We start from the raw sequence: 24108 nt of genomic DNA, 5'->3' as shown, positions 1-24108 counted from the left end.
GTAAGGATAGGCCGCGCTATGGTATAATCGTATAAACTTTGTAGAGGGCCGGTCGTACTGACGTGCATTCACTCGGATTGCATTTCTATCAGTACGGCCTGCCCGTGCGAACGACCCTGGTCGCGAACTACGTTCGCTGCTCGGGTATGCAAGCCAAGGGAGGTGCCTTGTGTTATGAAAGAAAAGAAAATTGCGCTAGCCAGCCGCAGCACGAAAATCATTCCTATTCAGTGGGACGCAACGTTCTTCTTCGAGCGTGCGGTACGCTCGATGGATCGTTATCATTATGACAAGGCACTGAAATATTTCCGGCGCGCGGCCGAATACGAACCGGAAAATCCCGTCAACCATTGCAATATGGCGGGAATTTTGTCTGAAATGGGGAATTACGAGGAATCGAACCGTATTCTCCTGTCGATTGTTGACGAGCTCGATCCCGAAATGACGGAATGTCATTTTTATATGGCGAACAATTTCGCCAACATGGAGATGTACGAAGCGGCGGAAGACTCGCTCGTCCGCTACCTGGAGGAAGACGCCGAGGGGCAGTTCCTTGACGAAGCGGAAGAAATGATGGAGCTGCTTCACTTCGAGCTCGAGCGTCCGACGAAGCTCGCGTTCATCAAGGCGCGCGAAGGATTCTTCGAGCACGACCAAGCAAGGGCGATGCTCGAAGAAGGGAAATTCGTCGAAGCTGTCCGGCTGCTGGAGAGCATCGTGGAGAAGAACGGCGAATTCTTGGCCGCACGGAATAACTTGGCCTTGGCCTATTATTATATGGGTATTTTCGATAAAGCTTTGGCGACGATCAAGCAGGTGCTGGAGCTCGAACCTGGCAATTTGCACGCCTTGAGCAACCTGGCGATCTTCTACCAGCACGCGGAGGACAAAGAAAAGCTTGCGCCTCTTGTTCAGATGCTTTGCAAAACGGTGCCATTCCACCAGGAGCACGTGTTTAAGCTGGCAACGACAATGGGCATTCTAGGAGAACACGGCGAGGCTTATCGCCATTTCATGCGTCTCTTGAAGGACGGCGCGCTGAAATCCGACCCTTGCTTGTACCATTACGCAGCCGTCGCGGCCTGCAATATGGGGCGTTACGATGAAGCGCGCCGCCTGTGGCAGCAAGTGAAGAAGATGGACGCGGATTCTCATGTGCCCGGTTACTATTTGGAACAGTTGGATCGCATGGAGAACGGGCAGCATGCAGCCCCGGCGAGCTATCACTACCACCTGCCGTTCGAGGAACAGTTCAAGCTGTGGGAGAAATCGACGGAATCGCTGCCGGATCACATGAAACGGGATCCGCTCGTCCGCTCGTCCTTCTTCTGGGCGCTGCGCCACGGCGACCGCCATACGAAGCTGCAGGTCATTCAAGCGCTCGGCATGATCGCCGACAATGAAGTGAAGGATGCGCTGCGCGACTTTATCATCGAACCGCAGGAAGACGACTATCTGAAACGGATTGCCATCTTCGTGCTCCGTTCCATCGGCGTGCATGAATCGCTTCGCGCAATTCTCGAGGGCAAGGAAACGGTCATCGAGCACAGCCGGATGCCGTCCCGTCTTCCGATCTGGGAGGACAAATGGCAGTCCGTGCTGGAATCCGCGCTCGCGCACATGAACAAGCATTACGATCTCGTTCAGCAGCACGACTTGCTGACGCTGTGGATCGAGTTCTTGTCACGGGTATATCCCGACGTGCCGAAGCTCGGGAAAGTAGAGGGCTGGGCGGCGGCTCTGGAATATTTGACCGCCAAAATGCACCGCCGCGAAATTTCCTACCATGAGGTTTCGCAGCGGTACGGCATCTCGATCGCGACGGTCAGCAAATGCGCCAAGCGCATTGATGAAATATGCGGCATTAAGGAAAAAATGAGAATGACTTTCCCGGCTCTTTCGGAACATCGCGAGTAAGGGAGCTTCAAACGCAAAGGAGGATATATTCGTGTACAAAGCAATTATTATCGGAACTGGTCCTGCGGGACTGACGGCTGCCATCTACTTGGCGCGCGCCAATATGAACCCGTTGGTTATCGAAGGTCCGGAGCCGGGCGGCCAACTGACGACAACGACGGAGGTCGAGAACTTCCCCGGATTCCCCGAGGGCATCATGGGACCGGATTTGATGGCTAACATGCGCAAGCAGGCGGAGCGCTTCGGCGCCGAATTCCGCACGGGCTGGGTCAATTCCGTCGACACGTCGAAACGTCCGTTCACGCTGCAAGTGGAAGGCCAAGGCGAACTGCAAGCCGAAGCATTGATTATTTCGACCGGTGCATCCGCGAAGTATCTGGGCATCGCGAATGAACGCGAGAACGTCGGACGCGGCGTAAGTACGTGCGCGACCTGCGACGGCTTCTTCTTCCGCGGCAAGAAGATCATCGTCGTCGGCGGCGGCGACTCCGCCATGGAGGAGGCAAACTTCCTGACGCGCTTCGCTTCGGAAGTCGTGCTGGTGCATCGTCGTCCCGAGATGCGCGCATCCAAAATCATGCAGGACCGTGCCCGCGAGAACGGCAAGATCAGCTGGGCGCTGGACCGCACGCCGCTTGAAGTGGAAGCGAACGGCATGGGCGTAACGGGGCTGAAGGTGAAGAACAACGAGACGGGCGAAGAGGAAGTCATCGAGACGAACGGTATCTTCGTCGCAATCGGCCACACCCCGAATACGAAGTTCCTGAACGGTCAGCTGGAAACGGACGAGACGGGCTATCTGGTCGTCAAGCCGGGCACGTCGGAAACGAACATTCCTGGCATCTTCGCCTGCGGCGACGTACAGGATCACAAATACCGTCAAGCCATCACGGCGGCGGGAAGCGGCTGCATGGCAGCGCTGGACTGCGAGAAATTCCTCGATGGCCACGCGGTTCACGACTGGAGCCAATCGCTCTAATTGCCGGTTCGCCGGTCAGCGAAGAGAGTATGGAGGGCGCTGTTCGAACTATCGAACAGCGTCGCTTCATGTAAGCGGGATACCCCGTACGAGCGCTATTTTGCCCGGATGGCTTATTCTTGACCAGTTGGTAGCGTTCGCTTATAGTTTTAGGTGGAACGAAAGCAACACCAGATCCTTATATTAGTATAGAGGTGGCCCATTGATGTCTGAGAAAATTGTCGTTGGCGTTGATATTGGCGGTACGTCCATCAAAGTAGGCATTTGCAATATCGAAGGTGCGCTGCTGCATACGTACGAAGGACCGACGGAAGTGGAGAAAGGCTCCGATAACGTATGCGAGAACATCGCGGCTTACGCTCGCCTGATCGTCGAGCAGTCTCCTTATGAGTGGGAGCAGGTCGAAGGCGTTGGCATCGGCATTGCCGGTTTCTTGGATATTCCGCGCGGTTTCGTCCATAAATCGGTCAACCTGTTCTTTGAGAATGTACCGCTTAAAGATATCTTGGAAGAGAAACTGGGTAAGAGAGTTCTTGTGAATAACGACGCGAACGTTGCTGCGCTGGGCGAAGCTTGGGCTGGCGCGGGCCGCGGCATTTCGGATTGCGTGTGCTATACGTTGGGAACGGGCGTCGGCGGCGGCGTTATCATTAACGGCAAAATCGTCGAGGGCTCCAAAGGCATGGCCGGCGAGCTCGGACATATGGCGATCGTACCGGACTTGGAAGCGATCCAATGCGGCTGCGGCAACAAAGGCTGCCTGGAGACGGTTTCTTCCGCGACGGGCATCATTCGCATGGCCAAAGACGCCGTAGAGCGGGGAGACCGCACGTCCCTGTCGTTCGTCGAGAACATCATGGCCAAAGACGTCATCGACGCGGCGAAAGCCGGAGACGAGGTTGCGGCGCGCATCGTGAATCGCGCAGCATTCTACTTAGGCAAATCGATGGCGACCGTTGCCGTCGTGCTTAACCCGCAGCGCTTCATTATCGGCGGCGGCGTATCCAAAGCGGGCGAGTTCCTGTTCGAACAAATCCGCGACGTGTTCCGGAAATCGACGCCTGCCATGGCGCAAGAAGGCGTAGAGATCGTTCCGGCTATTCTCGGCAATGACGCGGGCGTCGTCGGCGCTGCTGGCCTTATTATTCGTTCATAGTTTAGAGGGTTTCGGTTTAAGGAGGGATTGACGATGGAAGCAGGGACAGCGAAGGCTAGACTCGTCATCATCACGGGCATGTCCGGTGCCGGCAAGACGATTGCGGTGCAGAGCCTGGAGGACCTCGGGTTTTTCTGCGTCGATAACTTACCGCCGGTGCTCATTCCGAAGTTTGCCGAGCTGATCGAGCAATCCAACGGTAAAATCGGCAAAGTGGCGCTTGTAATCGACCTGCGCGGGCGCGAGTTTTTTACGGCGTTGTCGGAATCTCTCAGCTATGTGAAGGAGCATTATACGATCGGATACGAAATTCTATTCCTCGATGCGACCGACAGCGTGCTCGTTCAGCGCTATAAGGAAAGCCGCAGGATGCATCCGCTGGCAACCGAAGGGCTTCCGCTTGAAGGGATCAAGCTGGAGCGCCGGATGCTGGAGGATCTGAAGGGCTGGGCAACGCAGGTCATCGATACGAGCAACCTGAAGCCGGCTCATCTTAAGGAACGGATCATATCCCGGTTCACGAATACCGATCTCAGCACGATCTCGGTCAACGTGACGTCCTTCGGATTCAAATACGGCATCCCGATCGACGCCGATTTGATCTATGATGTCCGATTCCTGCCTAATCCGCATTACGTCGACCATCTGCGCCCCAACACGGGTCAGGATCCCGAGGTTTACGAATATGTGATGAAGTGGCCGGAGACGCAGACCTTCCTGACGAAGCTGCTGGATATGCTCCAATTCTTGATCCCTCTGTACAGCAAGGAAGGCAAGAGCCAGGTCGTCATCGGTATCGGCTGTACGGGGGGGAAACACCGCTCGGTTGCCATTGCGGAGTATCTGGGCCGCATGCTCGGCAGCAGCGATACGGAGATCGTTCGTGTCAGTCATCGAGATGCAGATCGTGATCGGAGCTGAGCGCAGCATGGCGGAACGCAAGAAAGAACAACAGCCTCGGATCGTCGTCATCGGCGGCGGTACGGGACTATCGGTTATGCTGCGGGGATTGAAGGAGAAGCCGCTCGACATTACCGCGATCGTGACGGTCGCGGATGACGGCGGCAGTTCCGGCATTCTCCGGAATGAATTGCAAATGCCGCCTCCGGGCGATATTCGGAGCGTCCTGATTGCTTTGGCAGACGTGGAGCCTCTGCTCTCCGACATGCTGAAGTACCGGTTTAATTCCGGTACCGGTCTGGCAGGCCACAGCCTGGGCAACCTGATGCTGGCGGCAATGACGGACATATCGGGCGATTTCGTCTCCGGGGTGCGCATGCTCAGCAAGGTGCTGGCCGTTCGGGGCCGCGTGCTTCCGGCAGCCGGCGAAGCGATCGTGCTGAAGGGCGAAACCGTCGACGGTACGATCATTACGGGCGAGTCCAATATTCCGAAAGCAGGCAAAGCAATCAAGCGGGTCTTTATCGAGCCGGCCGATGTCGAGCCGCTGGAGGAAGCGGTCGAGGCCATCCGCGAGGCGGATGCCATCCTGATCGGGCCTGGCAGCCTGTACACGAGCATTATTCCGAATCTGCTCGTACCGAAGCTGGCCCAGAGCATCGTGGAGTCGGACGCCGTCAAAATCTTCGTCTGCAACGTCATGACGCAGCCCGGGGAGACGGATAACTACTCGGTCAGCGATCATTTGGCGGCCGTGCATGCGCATATCGGCCATCACTTGTTCGACTACGTCATCGTGAACGATGGCGAAATTCCGGAGCAGGTGCAGCAGAAGTACGCCGAAATGGGCGCGAAGGCCGTGCATTTGGATCTGGAAGAAGTGAAACGCCGCGGCTATGAAGTCATTGCCGACAAGCTCGTCTTGTTCCGCACCTATTTGCGGCATGACGCGGCAAGGCTGAGCCACCATATTTATCAGCTTGTGGAAAACTGGATGCAACGAAAGAGGTGAGGGTACGTGTCTTTTGCGGGACAAACCAAAAAAGAATTGACGCTCATCGAAGCGGATCCGTGCTGTGAGCTGGCAGAGCTGTCAGCGCTGATTCGTATGAACGGTTCGGTCTCGGTGTCCAGCCGTAAAGTCATCCTCGATATATCGACGGAAAACGCAGCTATCGCAAGACGGATCTATTCCCTCATCAAGAAACAGTTTGCCGTGCATACGGAGCTGCTGGTTCGCAAGAAAATGAGGCTGAAGAAGAATAATGTTTATATCGTCCGTATCCCCGCAGGGGTGCAGGAGATTTTGAGCGATCTCAAGATCGTATCCGAAGGATTCATGTTCAATCAGGGCATCGACCGGGAGATCATTCGGAAGTCGTGCTGCAAACGTTCGTATTTGCGCGGCGCTTTCCTGGCTGGAGGATCCGTAAACAATCCCGAGGGATCCTCGTACCACTTGGAAATCGCTACGATGTACGAAGAGCACTGTCAGGCGCTCGTAGAGCTGGCGAACAAGTTCGACTTGAACGCCCGCTGCATCGAACGGAAGAAGGGGTTCATCTTCTACATGAAAGAGGGCGAGAAGATCATCGAGCTCCTCAGCATCGTCGGCGCGCATCAAGCGTTATTCAAGTTCGAGGATGTCCGAATCATGCGGGATATGCGCAACTCCGTCAACCGAATCGTGAACTGCGAGACGGCAAATTTGAATAAAACGATCGGTGCGGCTGTCCGCCAGATCGATAATATCAAGCTGCTGGAACGGGAGGTCGGGCTGGATTCCCTGCCCGAGAAGCTCCGCGAGGTAGCGAATATAAGGATGAGCCATCCGGACCTGAATTTAACGGAAGTCGGCGAGATGCTCAAAGGAAAAGTGAGCAAGTCGGGCGTGAACCATCGTTTGCGTAAAATCGATGAGCTTGCGGAAAAATTAAGGAATGGTTAGGCCAAGGCTAGTGTACAAGTCGTAAAAGTGGTATAATAGTGAATAAAATGACGTTTGCATGCTTGTAAGGGATGAATTTCGTATAGGGGGTAAGGTTTCCATGACAAGGCATCCGGTTGTCGTTCGACTGAAGACAGGTCTTCATGCAAGACCGGCCGCACTTTTTGTTCAGGAAGCGAACAAGTTTTCTTCCGAGGTCTTTGTTGAGAAAGACGATAAAAAAGTGAACGCAAAATCGATTATGGGGATTATGAGCCTTGCTATTAGTTCAGGCACTGAGGTCACTATTAGCGCGGAAGGTTCGGATGCCGACCAAGCTGTAACCGCTTTAGTTAACCTGGTCAGCAAGGAAGAACTCGAGAATCAATAATGACGGAATAGCGCCCGTTTTCGGGGCTGCTCATTTCGATACGAGGAAACTCCCATTCGGGGGTTTTTTCTTTTTATGCCGTTTTTTTTTTGGACGAAGATGGCAGGAAAATTACAAAATTTTGAATGTAAGCGCAACATCGTCGATGCATGGCGCGTCTGATACAGTAGAACCACCTAATGATGGAAAAGGGGCGATGGGTGATGAAGATCGTGAAGCCGAAATGGGCGCTGGTGCCGGTATTGGCACTGGCAGTAGGAGTGGGTGCGGTGCTTGGCGGTGCAGGGCATGGCAGCAAGCCGGTATATGCGGTGGATAACAGTGCGATTATACAGAAAAGCACGATCACGGTATCCGGCAATGGCGAACTCAAGACGGCGCCGGACGTGGCGTACTTGAACGTCGCGGTGGAAGCGCGCGCGGCGACGGCGAAGGAAGCGCAGTCCAAGAATGCAACGCAGTTCGCGGGGCTGACGAAGCTGCTGTACGGCACGTATAAGGTTGCGACGAAGGACGTGAAGACGACGGGTTTCTACGTACAGCCGGAGTACGAATATAACAGCAAGGACGGCACGAGCAAAATCAAAGGCTATCTGGCGGTGCACAACATCCAAGTGACGTCTCGCGACCTCGAAGGCATCGGCAAGCTGCTGGACGATCTGTCCACTTCGGGCGCCAATCGCGTAGACGGCGTGCAGTTCGATACGGAGAAGAAGGATCAATACGAGCTGCAGGCGCTCGACAAGGCAATGGCCAATGCCAAGGCCAAAGCCGAAACCCTGGCCAAGGCGGCAGGCAAACAAGTAAAAGAAGTCCTTACGATCACGCAAAACAGCGCAAACAGCGGGCCGATCTACTACGGTAAAGGCGAGATGGCCGCAGCTGCCGATTCGGCCGCGGGCGCTCCGAGCACGAGCGTACAAACCGGGGAGATTACGGTGACGACTGACATTACGGTCGTTTACGAAATGCAATAAGTTAGCAGCACCGTGAAGAATGGTAAAGAACCCTAAAGAACCGCTCTATCGACCATCAGTCGATAGAACGGTTCTTTTTTCGTGCCGGCAGTGCATTTTGGATGCGGAAAGGTGAGCAGGGGGTGAGACCGCGTTCCCAGTACGTTAAAAAAACAGACCGTATTCCGGCATGGGAATACGGTCTGCCTCTTGCCAAGCAGTCTCGATTAAGCTAAGGATTTGTGGTCGTCATTCAAGTGACTGCTCAGTCCGCGCTGCTCGAGCGCATGCTCGATTAACCCGATGAACTCTTCGGAAAGCTGCATGGCCTTGGCCTCGTGATACACTTCGATCAAGTGGGAATCACTGAGCGGGCGCAGCAGCAGCGACCTGTCCTGCATCGGCAGAAACAAGTTATGCGTATCGGGTTCGTCATCGGAAGCGTGCTGGAAATTCGGTTCGAACGTTGGTGCGTATGGCGTATATGCATTGCTGCCTGGGTGAGTGGATCGAATGAAATTTCGCACACTTGCGAATGGGTTCGTAAGTTTCATACGTGTGCAACTCCGTTTTATAGATTTCCGAACAGTAGCCTAAATCAAGTTGAAACTGGAATCATTTAGTACATATTAACATGATTTGAAGGCAACGTCCTTAACCGTTCGGCAGGTTGAAAAGTTGTTGACAAACGAGCGGATCTGTGATCCTGAATATCGGAGCTATGAAATAAAAGAGCGTTCCTCCTTGGCGGGAAGAACGCTCTTTGACTGGAATTGCGGTGACGCAGGTACGGAACCTTTATAGTTTCTCGATGACCTTATCAACCAGGCCGTATGCCGCAGCTTCGGCAGCGGACATGAAGTAATCGCGGTCGGTGTCGCGTTCGATTTTCTCCAGTGACTGTCCGGTGCGTTCCACGAGAATGCGGTTCAGCGTATCGCGCGTCTTGAGGATATGCTTCGCGCGGATCTCGATGTCGCTGGCCTGGCCTTGCGCGCCGCCGAGCGGCTGGTGAATCATGACTTCGCTGTTGGGGAGCGCGTAACGCTTGCCTTTGGCGCCTGCCGCAAGCAGGAAAGCGCCCATGGATGCGGCCATGCCGACGCAGATCGTCGAGACCTCGGGTTTAATGAAATTCATGGTATCGAAAATAGCGAGGCCTGCAGAGACGGAACCGCCAGGACTATTAATATAAATCGAGATGTCTTTATCGGGATCATCTGCCGCCAGGAACAGCAGCTGCGCGATAATGGAGTTAGCGACCATGTCATTGACAGGCGTGCCGAGGAATACAATCCGATCCTTCAGCAAACGGGAGTAGATGTCGTAAGCGCGCTCTCCTCGGTTGTTCTGCTCAATAACCATGGGTACGAAATTCATCGATTCCATCGTAATTCCCTCCTAAAGCGAAAATGGTGGTGTTGATTAATGCGTGTAAACACATCATAACGGATTAAAACGCAAAAGTCAAAGAAGGTCAAATTATGAGCGGAACGCTTGAAAACCGTACGGCTGCAAGGTTACATTGCGTTGGAATTGGAGATGCTGATTGAGGTGGCAAGGGGCTTAGGCAAACAAAAAGGACCTCCGAATGAACGGAAGTCCTCGATATAATCAGGTTATTGATGTTCAAAAGGTAATTGGCGCGCCCGCGAGGAATTGAACCTCGATCTCAGGCTCCGGAGGCCTACGTCATATCCATTGGACCACGGGCGCACAGTGACAGTAAATATGATTATAGGGGATCCCCAGCGGAAAAGCAAGGCCATGCCATAAAATAAATTTGTTCAAATCGTGACGGTAATCGTTTTCAAACGACAAACCGGCCTTGCCCCCTCCAACCGGATGGGTTACAATAGTGGTGGGACTTAAAACGATCATGCGGGACATTTTATGTCCATCATAATCGCAAGCTCCCAACGGATTGGCCCAGCTCTTCTGCAACAGGAGTGGATGTTGAACGTGCACGCGCTCATCGCTATACAACAACAGCTTCTGCCGGACTTGCTTGTCGTCATGCGCAAGCGGTACCTCATTTTACGCCAGGTCATGCTCTCGGATATGATCGGACGGCGTTCGCTTGCCACTTCATTGGAGATGACGGAACGGGTACTCCGCGCGGAGACGGATTTCTTGAAGGCGCAGGAGCTGCTCATCATCGATGCCGCGGGCATGCGAATCAGCGAAGCTGGCAAACGTCTGCTGGAAGAGATGGAGCCGCTCTACAAAGCGATGTTCGGCTTATCCGAGCTGGAGGAGAAGATTCGCAAGTATTTCGGCTTGCAGCAAGTGGTCATCGTTTCGGGGGATTCCGATGAGTCGCTTGTTACAAGACGAGAACTTGGCAGAGCCGGCTGCGCCGTGCTTGCTAAAGCCATGGGCAACAGCGATGTCGTCGCCGTAACCGGCGGATCGACGCTTGCCCAGGTGGCGAATCAATTGTCGTCCCAAACGCCGCTGAAAGGGAATTTGTTCGTTCCGGCGCGCGGCGGTTTGGGCGAGAGCCTGGATTACCAGGCGAACACGATCGCTTCCACCATGGCGAAGCGAACGGGCGCGCAGTACCGAATGCTTCACGTGCCTGATCATTTAGGCGAAGAAGCATACACCTCCTTAATGCAGGAGCCCAACGTGCGCGAGATCGTCGAAGTGATCCGCAGCGCCCGCATCGTCATTCACGGCATCGGGGACGCTATGGTCATGGCCCGGCGCAGACGCGTGGACGACACGGTCGTGGAAGCCATGAAAGCGGAAGGCGCGCTTGCGGAGTCGTTCGGTTATTATTTCGACCGGAACGGCGCCGTCGTCCATAAGATGCTCACCGCAGGCTTGCGGCTGGAAGACATCATGGATACGGAGGTCGTTATCGCAATTGCGGGCGGACGGAGTAAAGGCGAGGCTATCGCGGCCGTTATGCGTTTCGGCCATGATGACGTACTGGTTACGGATGAATCGGCTGCACTCGAGATTGCGGCGATCATCGACAAGGAGTTAAGCAATGTATGAATGTGATCTTGACGACTCGGACGGCCCGCCGGCCTTTCGGACTATCGTCTTGAGATAAATGAAATCATGTCTAGGAGGAAACAAAAATGGTAAAAGTTGGTATTAACGGATTTGGTCGTATCGGTCGTAACGTATTCCGCGCAGCATTGAACAACCCGGATGTGCAAATCGTCGCAGTAAACGATCTGACGGACACGAACACGCTGGCTCACCTTCTTAAATATGACACGACGCACGGCAAGCTTGACGGCACGGTTGAAGCTAAAGAAGGCGCGCTGATCGTAAACGGCCGCGAAATCAAAGTTTTTGCTGAACGCAACCCTGAGAACCTTCCTTGGGCATCCGTAGGCGCCGAGATCGTCGTTGAATCCACGGGTATTTTCACGGCGAAAGAAAAAGCCGAGCTTCACTTGAAAGGCGGCGCGAAGAAAGTCATCATCTCCGCACCTGCTTCCAACGAAGACATCACGATCGTAATGGGCGTTAACGAAGAGAAATACGATGCGGCTTCCCACACGATTATCTCTAACGCATCTTGCACGACGAACTGCCTGGCTCCGTTCGCAAAAGTGCTGAACGACAAATTCGGTATCGTAAAAGGCATGATGACGACGATTCACTCGTACACGAACGATCAATCCGTACTTGACGTTCCGCATAAAGACCTGCGCCGTGCTCGCGCTGCCGCAGAAAACATCATTCCTTCTTCGACAGGCGCTGCAAAAGCGGTATCCCTTGTACTGCCTGAGCTGAAAGGCAAATTGAACGGCATGGCTATGCGCGTACCTACGCCTAACGTTTCCGTAACCGACCTGGTTGCCGAATTGAAAGTTAACGTTACGGTCGAAGAAGTAAACGCAGCGCTGAAAGACGCTTCCGAAACTTCCCTTAAAGGCATCTTGAACTACTCCGAAGAGCCGCTTGTATCGAGCGACTACAACCACGATCCTGCTTCCTCCACGATCGACGCGCTGTCGACGATGGTCGTTGAAGGCAACATGGTAAAAGTCATTTCCTGGTACGATAACGAGTGGGGCTACTCCAACCGCGTCGTTGACCTAGCTGCATACATCGCGTCGAAAGGTCTGTAAGAGGGAATCATCCCCCTAAGTCCCCCTTTGTAAGGGGGATTCCAAGGGTCCCCCTCTGGACACCCGACGTTTGGCGAAGGAGCTGCCTGTTGCAGCTCCTTCGCGGTGGTTTATGGGGGCCCGCCATACGCCCTTGTTGCTCCGCCCTGCGGGGCTCCGCGGGGGCGTAAGCTTCCATTTTGGCGCTCCCGGGGGACTGGAAGGTCAAGAGACTTTCGGGTGATTCTGAGAGGCCGAGAAGCCGCATCGGCGCTTCGCTGATGCTTGGAAGGGCGTATGGCGGTTCCCTGCTGGAACCTGGCAGGGGCATGGTGCCTGCGGCACCACTTTCGTAGAGCATGGCGCCTGCGGCACCACTTTTGTAGAGCATGGGCCTGCGGCATCGCTTTCGTAGAGCATGGCGCTTTCAAGCGCCACTTACACATAGAGAAATAGACCCGCTAGAGAGCGGGATGGATAGCGTGGAGAATTTAAATAAACTTCGACCTTTTTTCCGCCTTTCGGCGGCGTGGGTACTCGGGAGGACTACTGCTAATGAACAAGAAAAGTGTACGCAACGTTGAAGTGGCAGGCAAGCGTGTCTTTGTTCGTGTGGATTTTAACGTACCGATGGAGAACGGAGCGATTACGGACGATACGCGGATCCGCGAGACGCTTCCGACCATCAAGTACCTGATCGAGAACGGCGCGAAGGTCATTCTTGCGAGCCACATGGGCCGTCCTAAAGGTCAAGTCGTGGAAGAGTTGCGTTTGACGAAAGCCGGCGAGCGTCTGTCCGAGCTGCTGGGCAAGCCGGTCGCGAAAGCCGACGAAGCGATCGGCGAAGCTGTTAAGGCCCAAGTAGCCGACCTGAAGGAAGGCGAAGTGCTCTTGCTCGAGAACGTTCGTTTCTACGAGGGCGAAGAGAAGAACGACCCGGAATTGGCGAAAGCTTTTGCCGAGCTGGCCGACTTGTTCGTCAATGACGCATTCGGCGCCGCTCACCGCGCTCACGCGTCGACGGAAGGCATCGCTCACTTCCTGCCGGCAGTATCCGGCCTCTTGATGGAGAAAGAGCTGGACGTACTGGGCAAAGCGCTGCTCAATCCCGAGCGTCCGTTCACGGCGATCGTCGGCGGCTCCAAAGTGAAGGACAAAATCGACGTCATCAATAAAATGATCGAGATCGCGGACAATGTCATCATCGGCGGCGGCCTGTCCTACACGTTCTTCAAGGCCCAAGGCTACGAAATCGGCAAATCGCTGTGCGATAACTCCAAGCTGGACCTGGCTTTGGAATTCATCAACAAGGCGAAGGAACAAGGCAAGCAGTTCCTGCTGCCGGTCGATATCGTCGTAACGGACGACTTCAGCGCGGACGCCAACACAAGAATCGTCGACGTTGACGGCATCCCTGCCGACTGGGAAGGCATCGACATCGGACCGAAAACGCGCGAACTCTACGCGGACGTCATCAAAAATTCCAAGCTGGTCGTTTGGAACGGACCGATGGGCGTATTCGAAATCGAACCGTTCTCGCACGGTACCCTCGCGGTAGCGCAAGCATGTGCGGAAACGGAAGGCTACACGGTTATCGGCGGCGGCGACTCCGCTGCGGCAGCCGAGAAGTTCCACCTGGCTGACAAGATGAACCATATCTCCACTGGCGGCGGCGCATCACTCGAATTCATGGAAGGCAAAGCGCTTCCGGGCGTTGTTGCTTTGAACGATAAATAAGACTGCAGTAGGCTTATAGCAGTATAGCAGTTACTCAAGTTAGCTGAAGGAGCGATTACGACTATGCGTAAACCGATCATTGCGGGCAACTGGAAAATGTTCAAGACCGTTTCAGAGGCGACGGCATTCTTCGCGGACGTGAAAGGCAAAGCGGAAGTCGACGGCGTCGAAACCGTCATCTGCGCGCCGTTCACGACGCTGCCGGCGCTTGTAGAAGCGGCGAAAGGCACGACGATCGCCATTGGCGCGCAAAACGTCCACTTCGAGGACAATGGCGCATACACGGGCGAAATCAGCGGCATCATGCTGAAGGACCTCGGCGTGCAGTACGTCATCATCGGCCACTCCGAGCGCCGCGCTTACTTCGCGGAATCGGACGAGATCGTGAACAAGAAAGTGCATGCGGCTTTCAAACACGGCCTGACGCCGATCGTCTGCGTAGGCGAGAAGCTGGAAGAGCGCGAAGCCGAGCAAACGAAGAGCGTATGCAAAGTGCAGACGGAAGCGGCTTTTCAAGGTCTGTCTGCTGCGCAAGCGGCTGAAGTCGTCGTGGCCTACGAGCCGATCTGGGCGATCGGAACGGGCAAATCGTCGACATCCGCGGATGCGGAAGACGTTATCGCGTTCATCCGCGGCGTCGTTGCGGGTCTGTACGATGCGGCCACGGCGAATGCGGTCCGCATTCAATACGGCGGCAGCGTGAAGCCGAACAACGTTAGCGAATATATGGGACAATCCAACATCGACGGCGCCTTGGTAGGCGGAGCGAGCCTTGAGCCTGCTTCCTTCATTCAGCTTGTCGAGGGGGCGAAGTAAGATGACGGCTCCTGTAGCACTAATCATTTTGGACGGCTTCGGCCTTCGCAATGACGTGACGGGCAATGCGGTCGCGCAAGCGAACAAACCGAATTACGACCGCTATTGGGCGACATTCCCGCATACGACGCTCACGGCGAGCGGCGAAGCGGTAGGTTTGCCGGATGGTCAAATGGGCAACTCTGAAGTGGGACACCTGAACATCGGCGCAGGCCGTATCGTGTATCAGGATTTGACCCGCATCAGCAAGTCCATCCGCGACGGCGATTTCTTCGACAACGAGACGCTGCTCGGCGCCGTGCGCCACGCGAAGACGAACGGCAAGAAGCTCCACCTGTACGGACTGTTGTCCGACGGCGGCGTTCACAGCCACATCGCGCATTTGTTCGCGCTGTTGGAGCTGGCGAAGAAAGAAGGGTTGGACGACGTCTACATCCACGCTTTCCTCGACGGTCGCGACGTCCCGCCTGACAGCGGCAAAGGATATCTGGAGCAGCTGATCGCGAAGATCCAAGAGCTCGGCATCGGCCGAATCGCGACCTTGCAGGGCCGCTATTATGCCATGGACCGCGACAAACGCTGGGAGCGCGTCGAGAAATCGTACCGCGCGATGGTATACGGCGAAGGCCCGCAATACGCCGATCCGATCCAAGCCATAACGGAATCGTACGAGAAATCGGTGTTCGACGAATTCTTCCTGCCTTCGGTCATCGTCAAAGCAGACGGAAGCCCTGTCGGCACCGTGGAATCCGAAGACGCGGTCGTGTTCTTCAACTTCCGTCCGGACCGCGCGATCCAGCTGTCGCAAGTCTTTACGAACGAAGATTTCCGCGGGTTCGACCGCGGTCCGCTGGCGCCGAAGAACCTGTACTTCGTCTGCCTGACGCTGTTCAGCGAAACGGTCGGCGGGTTCGTCGCGTATAAACCGAAGAACCTGGACAACACGCTGGGCGAGGTGCTCGTGCAGAACAACAAGCGTCAGCTTCGCATCGCCGAGACCGAGAAATACCCGCATGTCACGTTCTTCTTCAGCGGCGGCCGCGATCACGAGCTGCCGGGCGAGACGCGCATCCTCATTCCTTCGCCGAAGGTCGCGACGTATGACCTGAAGCCCGAGATGAGCGCATACGAAGTCGCGGCGGCAGCGGTCAACGAGATCGAGAACGACCGTCAAGACGTGATCATCCTGAACTTCGCGAACCCCGACATGGTCGGCCACTCCGGCATGCTGGAGCCGACGATCAAGGCGGTCGAAGCGACGGATGCCTGCCTCGGACAAGTCGTGGAAGCGGTGCTGGCCAAAGGCGGCGTATGCCTGATCACGGCCGATCACGGCAACGCGGACATGGTCATCGACCCGAACGGCCGTCCGTTCACGGCACATACGACGAACCCGGTTCCGTTCATCGTGACCCGTCAAGTCGGTCCGCTGCGCGAAGGCGGCATTCTTGCCGACATCGCTCCGACGATCCTGCACTTCGCGGGTCTCAAGCAGCCGGAAGAAATGACCGGCCGGTCGCTTGTCCAAGGCTAAGAGATCAAGTACAATCTTAAACGACGAAGACCGGACGATCGTGCCCTCGCTAGGCGCGTCCGTCCGGCATAAAACGATAAACTTTGAAGGAGTGTTTCCACTATGTCTATCATTACTGACGTTTACGCACGCGAAGTTCTTGATTCCCGCGGCAACCCTACCGTTGAAGTCGAAGTTATGCTGGAGTCCGGCGGCAAAGGCCGCGCAATCGTGCCATCCGGCGCATCCACGGGCGCATACGAGGCCGTTGAGCTTCGCGACGGCGACAAATCCCGTTACCTCGGTAAAGGCGTTCTGAAAGCAGTCGAGAACGTGAACTCGATCATCGCTCCCGAAATTATCGGCCTGGACGCGCTGGACCAAGTGCTGATCGACCGCAAGATGATTCAACTGGACGGCACGCACAACAAAGGCAACCTGGGTGCTAACGCGATTCTTGCCGTATCCATGGCTTGCGCGCGGGCAGCTGCTGACGCGCTTGATGTACCTCTGTACACGTACCTGGGCGGATTCAATGCAAAAACACTGCCAGTACCAATGATGAACATCGTAAACGGCGGCGAGCACGCCGACAACAACATCGACGTTCAAGAGTTCATGGTTCTGCCAGTCGGCGCCGAGAGCTTCAAAGAAGCGCTTCGCATCGGCGCTGAAATCTTCCACAACCTGAAATCGGTTCTGAAAGACAAAGGCCTGAACACGGCTGTCGGCGACGAAGGCGGCTTCGCGCCGAACCTGGGTTCCAACGAAGAAGCCATCACGACGATCATCTCCGCAATCGAGCGCGCGGGTTACAAACCGGGCGTAGACGTATTCCTCGGCATGGACGTTGCGTCCACGGAATTCTACAAAGACGGCAAGTACCACCTCGAAGGCGAAGGCCGTTCGTTCACGTCCGCCGAATTCGTTGACCTGCTCGCTTCGTGGGCCGACAAATACCCGATCATCACGATCGAAGACGGCTGCTCCGAAGACGACTGGGAAGGTTGGAAGCTGCTTACCGACAAACTGGGCGGCAAAGTCCAACTGGTCGGCGATGACCTGTTCGTAACGAACACGGAGCGCCTGTCCGACGGCATCGAGAAGGGCGTAGGCAACTCGATCCTCGTTAAAGTCAACCAAATCGGTTCCCTGACCGAGACGTTCGACGCGATCGAAATGGCGAAACGCGCCGGCTACACGGCCGTGATCTCGCACCGTTCCGGCGAATCCGAAGACAGCACGATCGCGGACATCGCGGTTGCGACGAACGCCGGCCAGATCAAAACAGGCGCTCCGTCCCGTACGGACCGCGTCGCCAAATACAACCAATTGCTTCGCATCGAAGACCAATTGGGCTCCACGGCGCAATACGCCGGCAAGAGCGCGTTCTATAACCTCAAGAACTTTAAATAAAACGGAATCTCGTACGGCATAGGATGCCGGCACGAGGCCAAAAATGCAAATGAATGTCCCAAATGGCATGGTAGTATCGCCGGAAGGGATGTCTATAATTAGGGGAGAGAAGCGGGGCGCAAGGACCCGCGGCTCTCCTCTTTTTATTACTTGCGGCAGACAATACTCATGATCGAGGTGGATATCGTGGCAAAACCGGTAGTGGGCTTGCAATTGTACACGCTTCGCGACCAGACGGAGACGGACTTTCTGGGCACGATTCGTAAAGTGGCGGAAATGGGCTACACGGCAGTAGAATTCGCGGGATATTACAATACGCCGGCCAAAGAGCTGAAAGCACTGTTGGACGAGCTTGGGCTGGAAGCGCCATCGGCACATATCGGACTGAATTTCGGCGAGCCGGAGAAAATCTCCGCCGATCTCGACAAGCAGATCGAATACGCCAAGGAGCTGGGCTTGAAGTATATCGTTACGCCGTGGGCGCCGCTGCCGGAGAATCCGACCCTAGATGACGTCAATAAACTGGCGGGCATCCTGGAAGCGGCCGGCAAGCAAGTGAAGGAAGCGGGCCTGCAGTACGGCTACCACAATCATGATTTTGAATTCAAGCAAGTGGACGGCAAACCGGTCATCGACTGGCTGCTGGAGAAAGTATCGGCCGAGTTCCTGATCGCCGAGTTCGATTTGGGCTGGGTGCACATGGGCGGCCAAACGCCGGTCGATTATGTAACGCGTTATGCGGGCCGGGTGCCATTGGCGCATTTTAAAGATTTCGGCCAAGGCCGCAGCGATACGGAAGTCGGCAAAGGCGTCGTCGATCTGAAGAGCGTCCTAAAAGTAGCGGAGCAGGTCGGTATCGCGTATTTCATCGTCGAGCAGGAGGAGTTCGAGAAATCCTCGCTCGAGAGCGCAAAGATGAGCTTGGCCTTCTTCCGCGAGAACGGGTTCTAATGAAGGTTAGCCAGCCCAGAGTACTCGACTAGCTAAGTAAAAGGTCCCGCTGCCGCTCGCTTACGAGTGGATAGTGGGACCTTTTTGCATGTGCATCCAGGGGCGGGCGTTCGAGAGCGAGGGCCGAACGAGGCGCAAGAGCCACGGCACTAGAACGGGCGCTAAGCGCAACGGGCCTAAAGGGGGACAGGGGGCCAAGCCCCCACAACCCCGCAGCGAAGGTAATGCGAATGGGAGCGACTTTGGTGCAAAGCACCACGGGAGCGCCCATCGCATTACCGGAGCCCATTACCGGAGCTAGATAAATCGACTCCCGCGCCGAAACTTCCCCGGAGGCTGGCCCGTATGCTGCTTGAACCATTTGGTGAAATTGTGGATGCTGCCGGCGGCCAATTCATCGGCGATGGCGAGGAGCGGGAGCTCGGAGCGGGCAAGCAGCTCTTTGGCCAGCTGAAGCTTGCGGCTCATGAAATACTCGTAAGGCGTCACGCCGAGCTGCGCCCGGAATTGGCGGGCGATATGGTCCGGATGATAGGCGCTCCACTCGCCGAGCCATCGATGGTCGTATCGCTCGCGGGCATGGCCGCTCAATTGCTCGGCGATCCCGCTAATGAGCGGCGAGACCTGCCGACCCCGACCGGCGCGATGCTCCCACTGCTTCATGGACGCCAGCAGCTCCAGCAGCAGGCCGCGCAGCAGGGGGGCTTTGAACATGCGGTCATCCAGGCCGAAACATTCCGCAATGCGGGCGAATCGGGGTTCGAACCGCTCTACCGCCAGTAAGGCGCAGTCCTGCAGCAACAAGCTCTCCTCGGCACTCTCGGCGCCCCCAATCAGAACCCGGTTATCCTTTCTCGCATCCTTCGCCGGATCGAAGGGCACATCCCGAACGGAAATGCCCGTGCCGGGTTCTTTATAGTCGCCTCGCCAGCTGAAATGAAGACCGTAGAGCAGGAACGGCTTCTCGTGATCCGCGATGAACGCATGCACCGTATCCGGCCCATAATAAAATAAGCTGCCCGGAACCGCATCGTAACGCTCGCCTTGAATCCAAGCCGTCCCGCAGCCGTCCGCCACGAATATAAATTGATGCTCGTCGATCACCCGCGGTCCGAAGGCGAATGCAGGCGGGCACTGCATGCGGTTGGCATACCATACCACAGGCTGCAGCTCCTCCCACGGGACCGAATAAGGTATCGGTGCCGCAGGGAGTTCGCAGCCATCCAAACCTATGCTATTGATGCCTTCGTTCATGGTCATCACCCACTCCGATCCCCGAGCACGATAACCTGCAGCAGTATAATATTGATGCTTTTCATTCATTGATTAACATGAACAACATTACGAAGGCGATAATTGAAGGCGGTTACAAAATGTCGCTCAAAGTTAAAAAACGATCGAACCTCTGCAAATACTTCTCCTCCTTATAAGCATACAATGAGCGCATAAGGTCGGCAATGGTTAATCAGGCGAGTCATTATTCTTCATGGCACGCATCGTTAACATCAGGAACGACCATCATGGAGAGGACGGGATCGGTATGGATCCGGCAATCAAACCGGCAACGAAACGGTTCGAGGACGCGACGCCGCTGTTGTCGCAGCCAGAGGAGTTGCGAAAGGCCGCCAAGGAGAAAGGGTATCTGTTCTTTAAGCATTTCTTCTCGCGGGACGAAATCATGGAGATGCGCCAAATGCTGCTCGGCGTGCTGGAACAGGAAGGACTGCTGGATCCTTCGCAGCCGATCATGGACGGCATCGGCAACCTGCCGCTCATTGAACGGCTGAAGCCGGAGGAAATCAACTGGAACGGCATCGGCACGACGCAGCAGGTCTACCACAAAGTGCAGAAGCTGGAGGCGTTCCATGCGTTCGCGCATCATCCCAAGATGCTCGGCATGTTCGGTACCTTGTTCGGCGAACGGGCCTTCGTGCATCCGCGCAACATCGCGCGCATCATGCTGCCGAGCGATGCCTTGAAAGTGACGCCGCCGCATCAGGATTTTCTCCACATCCAAGGAGCCAACGAGACGTGGACCTGTTGGGCCCCGATGGGCGACGTGCCGCGTTCTCTGGGCGGATTGTCCATTCTCGAAGGCAGCAACAATGCCGGCTTGCTCGGCGTAACGGCGGCCGAAGGAGCGGGCGGATTGGAGACGATCTTGTGCAACCTTGGTTTCGAATGGGCGGAAGGCGACTACGAAGCCGGCGACATCGTTATTTTTCACAGTCTGACCGTGCATAAGGCACTGCCGAACTTCCAGCCTGGACGCGTGCGGCTTTCCCTAGATTTACGGTATCAGCCGGTCAGTCAGCCGATCGAGAATGCGTCGCTTCTGCCGCATGGCCCTTTCGATTGGGAGGAACTGTACGAGGGGTGGACGAGGGAGGACTTGATGTATTACTGGAAGCAGGAGGCCTTCGAATTCCTGCCGTTCGACGAGTCCATTCGCTGGCAAAAGGATAAAATCTGCTAGCTTGAATTCGCTTTACCCCTGTGGTACAATGATAATGCTGTTTCTAGGTCTTGTCCCCTCTATGACAAGGCAGCGGCAAAGAAAATTTGCTCCTTGTGCAGGAGGTGGAACGATGGATATTACGTTTAAAATTTTGCTTGTTATCTTTGCGCTTGCTCTAATTTGCGTAGTTCTCCTTCAAAAAGGGAAGAGCGCAGGTCTCTCTGGTGCAATCTCCGGCGGTGCCGAGCATCTGTTCGGGAAAACGAAAGCACGCGGCCTGGACCTGTTTCTACAGCGTCTGACGGTTGCGGTCGCAGCAGGCTTCTTTATTTTGGCGCTTGTTGTTGCTTATCTCGTAAAAGTTTAATGATAAGAGCGAAAGCGGGCTTCTCGGCCCGCTTTTTTTGTTGCCTTTTGTTTATGGAAGATGTTTACAGGGTAATGATGCAAGGGAATTTTATCAAAATAGCGGGGCAGCCGCGGATGGTGTTCTCTGCTTTCGTGTATACTATATAGTATATGATAAATCTATCAACCGACTGCTGCAATTGTGGATGGACGGCATCGCGGTATTATGAGGTGAGAAAGAATGGTAACAGAGCAGCAGCTCCTTGATTATATGCGCGAGCAGGCGTACAAGCCGATGACTTACCAGGAGCTGGATAAAGAGCTCGGCGGCACGGGCGACGCAGGATCGTTCCGGACCTTTCTGGTCCTGCTGAACGAGCTCGAAAACGAGGGGAAAATCGTACGCAACGACAACGACCGCTACGGTCTTCCCGAACGGATGAATTTGGTGCGCGGGCGAATTCAGGCGCATGCGAAAGGGTTCGCGTTTCTCCTGCCGGAGGATAAGGCGCATGGGGACGTGTATATCGGCGCGAACGATTTGAAGAGCGCGATGAACGGCGACATCGTACTGGTACGGATTACGTCGCGCAGCGCGGCCGGCGGCCGCATGGAAGGCGAGGTCGTGCGCATCGCGGAACGCGCGGTAACGCAGATCGTAGGCACGTTCCAAAACCATGAGGTGTACGGCTTCGTATTGCCGGACGACAAACGGATCAATCGGGATATTTTCATCCCGCAGGGGCAGTTCCATGGCGCGGTGACCGGACAGAAGGTCGTGGCGCGCATCGTATCGTACCCCGAGGGCCGTGCGGCAGCGGAAGGCGAGATCATCGAGGTTCTGGGGCATAAAGACGATCCCGGCATCGATATCCTGTCCATCATCCGCAAGCATCAGCTGCCGGAGAGCTTCCCCGAGGACGTCATGGCGGAAGCGGAAGCGGCGCCGGATTCCATTACGGAGGATGAGATCGTGCGTCAGGGACGCCGCGATCTCCGCGATAAAGTCATCGTCACGATCGATGGCGAAGACGCGAAGGATCTGGACGACGCGGTTAATATCGAGCGGCTCGAGAACGGCAATTACGTGCTGGGCGTTCATATCGCCGACGTCGGTTATTACGTGCCGGAGAATTCGGCGCTGGATCAAGAGGCTTACCGCCGCGGCTGCAGCGTGTATCTCGTGGATCGGGTCATTCCGATGCTGCCTCACCGGCTGTCGAACGGCATCTGCTCGTTGAATCCGAAGGTAGATCGCCTGACGATGTCCTGCGAGATGGAATTCGACGCGCAGACGCTGAAGCGGGTTCGCCATGACGTCTTCACGAGCGTGATCCGGACGAAAGAACGGATGACGTACACGAACGTGCGGAAGATCTTGCAGGGCGAGGATGAGGAAGTCGCGGAGCGCTATTCAGAACTGGTCGACACGTTCAAGCTGATGGAAGAGCTGGCTATGCGGCTGCGGAACATGCGCATGAAGCGCGGCGCGATCGATTTTGATTTCGTGGAAGCGAAGGTCATCGTCGATGAGCTGGGCAAAGCGGTCGATATCGTCAAACGCGAGCGTTCGATCGCGGAGTCGATCATCGAAGAATTCATGCTTGCGGCGAACGAAACGGTCGCGGAGCATTTCTACTGGCTGAAGGTGCCGTTCGTCTATCGGACGCATGATAATCCCGACCAGGAGAAGCTGCAGCATTTCGTGCAATTCGCGGCGAATTTTGGCTATAAGATCAAGGGCAAGGGCGGCAGCGTGATTCATCCGAAGGCGCTGCAAACCTTGCTGGAGGATATTCGCGGCGCCAAGGAGCAAACGGTCATCTCGACGGTGATGCTGCGTTCCATGAAGCAGGCGAAGTACGATGCGGAGAGCCTCGGTCACTTCGGGCTGGCGGCAGAGTTCTATACGCACTTCACGTCCCCGATCCGGCGTTACCCGGATTTGGTCATCCACCGCGTCATGCGCGAGGTCCTGGAGAATGGCGGTACGCTGTCGGATGCCCGCCAAGAGGCGCTTGCGGCGCGGATGCCGGACATTGCGCAGCAGTCGTCCGAACGGGAGCGCGTAGCGGTCGATGCCGAGCGCGACACGGATAAACTCAAGAAGTGCGAGTACATGCTGGACAAGGTGGGCGAGGAATTCGAAGGCATCGTCAGCAGCGTGACGAGCTTCGGCATCTTCGTCGAGCTGCCGAATACGGTCGAAGGGCTCGTTCGTCTGAGCGAGCTCTCGGATGATTATTACCACTTCCACGAGCAGCATATGCTGCTTGTCGGCGAGCGGACGTCGAAGACGTTCCGTATCGGCGACGAAGTGCGCATCCGCGTGGAGCGGGTCAATATGGATGAGCATACGATCGATTTCACGATGCTCGAGAACTTGGCGCAGGGCGCGGGCAACGGCGACCTCGCCCGCGAGCTCGGGTTTGGAGGCCGCGGCGAGCGCGGTTCCTCGCGCGGCGGCAGCCGTGGCGGCCGAAGCGGAGCCGGACGCGACAGCGGCTCCGCTCAGCGGAGCGCGGTGCGCGAGCCGCGAGCGGGCGGTGCGCGCGGCGAGGGCCGCG

21 protein-coding genes and 1 tRNA gene are annotated in these 24108 nt (G+C 55.9%); 18 read left to right on the top strand and 4 right to left on the bottom strand.

Translation table 11 applies throughout. The annotated features are described in order from the left end of the window. Positions 1-174: 174 nt before the first annotated feature. From GT003_RS31060 to GT003_RS31025, 8 genes are all read left to right on the top strand, one after another. Positions 175-1917, top strand: a complete 1743-nt coding sequence (locus GT003_RS31060; protein WP_161705385.1) for a tetratricopeptide repeat protein — start codon at positions 175-177, stop codon at positions 1915-1917. A gap of 31 nt (positions 1918-1948) precedes the next feature. Continuing rightward, entirely contained in the window at positions 1949-2896 is a 948-nt protein-coding gene (gene trxB / locus GT003_RS31055; RefSeq protein WP_161705383.1) for a thioredoxin-disulfide reductase, read from the top strand. A gap of 205 nt (positions 2897-3101) precedes the next feature. Continuing rightward, positions 3102-4052, top strand: a complete 951-nt coding sequence (locus GT003_RS31050) for an ROK family glucokinase (protein WP_161705381.1) — start codon at positions 3102-3104, stop codon at positions 4050-4052. A 33-nt stretch (positions 4053-4085) separates the two neighbouring features. After that, complete coding sequence (gene rapZ / locus GT003_RS31045) at positions 4086-4973, top strand: RNase adapter RapZ (RefSeq protein ID WP_161705379.1); 888 nt, start codon at positions 4086-4088, stop codon at positions 4971-4973. Positions 4974-4980: 7 nt separating this feature from the next. After that, positions 4981-5964, top strand: coding sequence for a gluconeogenesis factor YvcK family protein (locus GT003_RS31040; RefSeq protein ID WP_161705420.1), 984 nt, complete (start codon positions 4981-4983; stop codon positions 5962-5964). Positions 5965-5970: 6 nt separating this feature from the next. Further along, a complete protein-coding gene (gene whiA, locus GT003_RS31035; protein ID WP_161705376.1) occupies positions 5971-6900 on the top strand; it encodes a DNA-binding protein WhiA in 930 nt (309 codons plus the stop codon). A 100-nt stretch (positions 6901-7000) separates the two neighbouring features. Continuing rightward, on the top strand, positions 7001-7270 hold the full coding sequence (locus GT003_RS31030; protein WP_090583454.1) for an HPr family phosphocarrier protein: 270 nt from the start codon (positions 7001-7003) through the stop codon (positions 7268-7270). A gap of 203 nt (positions 7271-7473) precedes the next feature. Then, complete coding sequence (locus tag GT003_RS31025; RefSeq protein ID WP_161705374.1) at positions 7474-8247, top strand: SIMPL domain-containing protein; 774 nt, start codon at positions 7474-7476, stop codon at positions 8245-8247. A gap of 206 nt (positions 8248-8453) precedes the next feature. Here the strand turns inward: GT003_RS31025 and sda are convergent, their stop codons facing one another. The 3 genes from sda to GT003_RS31010 form a co-directional block, all read right to left on the bottom strand. Beyond that, positions 8454-8780: a sporulation histidine kinase inhibitor Sda gene (sda, locus tag GT003_RS32765; RefSeq protein ID WP_239565953.1), complete on the bottom strand. Its 327-nt coding sequence runs from the start codon at positions 8778-8780 to the stop codon at positions 8454-8456. Between the two features lie 244 nt (positions 8781-9024). After that, positions 9025-9606, bottom strand: coding sequence for an ATP-dependent Clp endopeptidase proteolytic subunit ClpP (gene clpP / locus GT003_RS31015; protein WP_161705416.1), 582 nt, complete (start codon positions 9604-9606; stop codon positions 9025-9027). Between the two features lie 261 nt (positions 9607-9867). Next, positions 9868-9942, bottom strand: a tRNA-Arg gene (locus GT003_RS31010). Positions 9943-10188: 246 nt separating this feature from the next. Between GT003_RS31010 and GT003_RS31005 the strand changes: the two genes are divergently transcribed. The 7 genes from GT003_RS31005 (at position 10189) to GT003_RS30975 (ending at position 18735) form a co-directional block, all read left to right on the top strand. Beyond that, complete coding sequence (locus tag GT003_RS31005) at positions 10189-11232, top strand: sugar-binding domain-containing protein (protein WP_204798939.1); 1044 nt, start codon at positions 10189-10191, stop codon at positions 11230-11232. 86 nt (positions 11233-11318) lie between these two features. Next, on the top strand, positions 11319-12323 hold the full coding sequence (gap, locus tag GT003_RS31000; protein ID WP_161705370.1) for a type I glyceraldehyde-3-phosphate dehydrogenase: 1005 nt from the start codon (positions 11319-11321) through the stop codon (positions 12321-12323). Positions 12324-12857: 534 nt separating this feature from the next. Continuing rightward, entirely contained in the window at positions 12858-14039 is a 1182-nt protein-coding gene (locus GT003_RS30995; RefSeq protein WP_161705367.1) for a phosphoglycerate kinase, read from the top strand. Between the two features lie 63 nt (positions 14040-14102). Beyond that, positions 14103-14855 carry a triose-phosphate isomerase gene (gene tpiA, locus GT003_RS30990; protein ID WP_161705365.1) on the top strand — a complete coding sequence of 251 codons (753 nt, stop codon included), beginning with the start codon at positions 14103-14105 and terminating at the stop codon, positions 14853-14855. A gap of 1 nt (position 14856) precedes the next feature. Continuing rightward, a complete protein-coding gene (gpmI, locus tag GT003_RS30985; RefSeq protein WP_161705363.1) occupies positions 14857-16389 on the top strand; it encodes a 2,3-bisphosphoglycerate-independent phosphoglycerate mutase in 1533 nt (510 codons plus the stop codon). 102 nt (positions 16390-16491) lie between these two features. Beyond that, positions 16492-17784 carry a phosphopyruvate hydratase gene (gene eno, locus GT003_RS30980; RefSeq protein ID WP_161705360.1) on the top strand — a complete coding sequence of 431 codons (1293 nt, stop codon included), beginning with the start codon at positions 16492-16494 and terminating at the stop codon, positions 17782-17784. 186 nt (positions 17785-17970) lie between these two features. Further along, entirely contained in the window at positions 17971-18735 is a 765-nt protein-coding gene (locus GT003_RS30975) for a TIM barrel protein (RefSeq protein ID WP_161705358.1), read from the top strand. Between the two features lie 297 nt (positions 18736-19032). Here the strand turns inward: GT003_RS30975 and GT003_RS30970 are convergent, their stop codons facing one another. Then, positions 19033-19896, bottom strand: a complete 864-nt coding sequence (locus tag GT003_RS30970; RefSeq protein ID WP_161705356.1) for an AraC family transcriptional regulator — start codon at positions 19894-19896, stop codon at positions 19033-19035. Positions 19897-20221: 325 nt separating this feature from the next. Between GT003_RS30970 and GT003_RS30965 the strand changes: the two genes are divergently transcribed. From GT003_RS30965 to rnr, 3 genes are all read left to right on the top strand, one after another. After that, a complete protein-coding gene (locus GT003_RS30965; RefSeq protein WP_161705353.1) occupies positions 20222-21211 on the top strand; it encodes a phytanoyl-CoA dioxygenase family protein in 990 nt (329 codons plus the stop codon). A 112-nt stretch (positions 21212-21323) separates the two neighbouring features. Next, a complete protein-coding gene (gene secG, locus GT003_RS30960; protein WP_161705350.1) occupies positions 21324-21560 on the top strand; it encodes a preprotein translocase subunit SecG in 237 nt (78 codons plus the stop codon). Between the two features lie 222 nt (positions 21561-21782). After that, the coding region (gene rnr, locus GT003_RS30955) for a ribonuclease R (RefSeq protein WP_161705347.1) at positions 21783-24108 on the top strand (2326 nt) is incomplete at its 3' end.

It is taken from the genome of Paenibacillus sacheonensis (assembly GCF_009909195.1).
GTDB classification, from domain to species: domain Bacteria; phylum Bacillota; class Bacilli; order Paenibacillales; family Paenibacillaceae; genus Paenibacillus_Z; species Paenibacillus_Z sacheonensis.
The sequence above is the reverse complement of the archived record's forward strand: the minus strand, read 5'-3'. Positions and strand labels throughout refer to the sequence as shown.

Excerpts from the sequence above, each read along its gene's own strand:
- clpP (WP_161705416.1), bottom strand. The coding sequence starts at position 9,606 with ATGAATTTCGTACCCATGGTTATTGAGCAGAACAACCGAGGAGAGCGC.
- sda (WP_239565953.1), bottom strand. The coding sequence starts at position 8,780 with ATGAAACTTACGAACCCATTCGCAAGTGTGCGAAATTTCATTCGATCC.
- gpmI (WP_161705363.1), top strand. The coding sequence starts at position 14,857 with ATGACGGCTCCTGTAGCACTAATCATTTTGGACGGCTTCGGCCTTCGC.
- gap (WP_161705370.1), top strand. The coding sequence starts at position 11,319 with ATGGTAAAAGTTGGTATTAACGGATTTGGTCGTATCGGTCGTAACGTA.
- GT003_RS31040 (WP_161705420.1), top strand. The coding sequence starts at position 4,981 with ATGGCGGAACGCAAGAAAGAACAACAGCCTCGGATCGTCGTCATCGGC.
- GT003_RS31025 (WP_161705374.1), top strand. The coding sequence starts at position 7,474 with ATGAAGATCGTGAAGCCGAAATGGGCGCTGGTGCCGGTATTGGCACTG.
- GT003_RS30995 (WP_161705367.1), top strand. The coding sequence starts at position 12,858 with ATGAACAAGAAAAGTGTACGCAACGTTGAAGTGGCAGGCAAGCGTGTC.
- GT003_RS31060 (WP_161705385.1), top strand. The coding sequence starts at position 175 with ATGAAAGAAAAGAAAATTGCGCTAGCCAGCCGCAGCACGAAAATCATT.
- eno (WP_161705360.1), top strand. The coding sequence starts at position 16,492 with ATGTCTATCATTACTGACGTTTACGCACGCGAAGTTCTTGATTCCCGC.
- GT003_RS30965 (WP_161705353.1), top strand. The coding sequence starts at position 20,222 with ATGGCACGCATCGTTAACATCAGGAACGACCATCATGGAGAGGACGGG.
- GT003_RS31030 (WP_090583454.1), top strand. The coding sequence starts at position 7,001 with ATGACAAGGCATCCGGTTGTCGTTCGACTGAAGACAGGTCTTCATGCA.
- tpiA (WP_161705365.1), top strand. The coding sequence starts at position 14,103 with ATGCGTAAACCGATCATTGCGGGCAACTGGAAAATGTTCAAGACCGTT.
- rapZ (WP_161705379.1), top strand. The coding sequence starts at position 4,086 with ATGGAAGCAGGGACAGCGAAGGCTAGACTCGTCATCATCACGGGCATG.
- secG (WP_161705350.1), top strand. The coding sequence starts at position 21,324 with ATGGATATTACGTTTAAAATTTTGCTTGTTATCTTTGCGCTTGCTCTA.
- GT003_RS31050 (WP_161705381.1), top strand. The coding sequence starts at position 3,102 with ATGTCTGAGAAAATTGTCGTTGGCGTTGATATTGGCGGTACGTCCATC.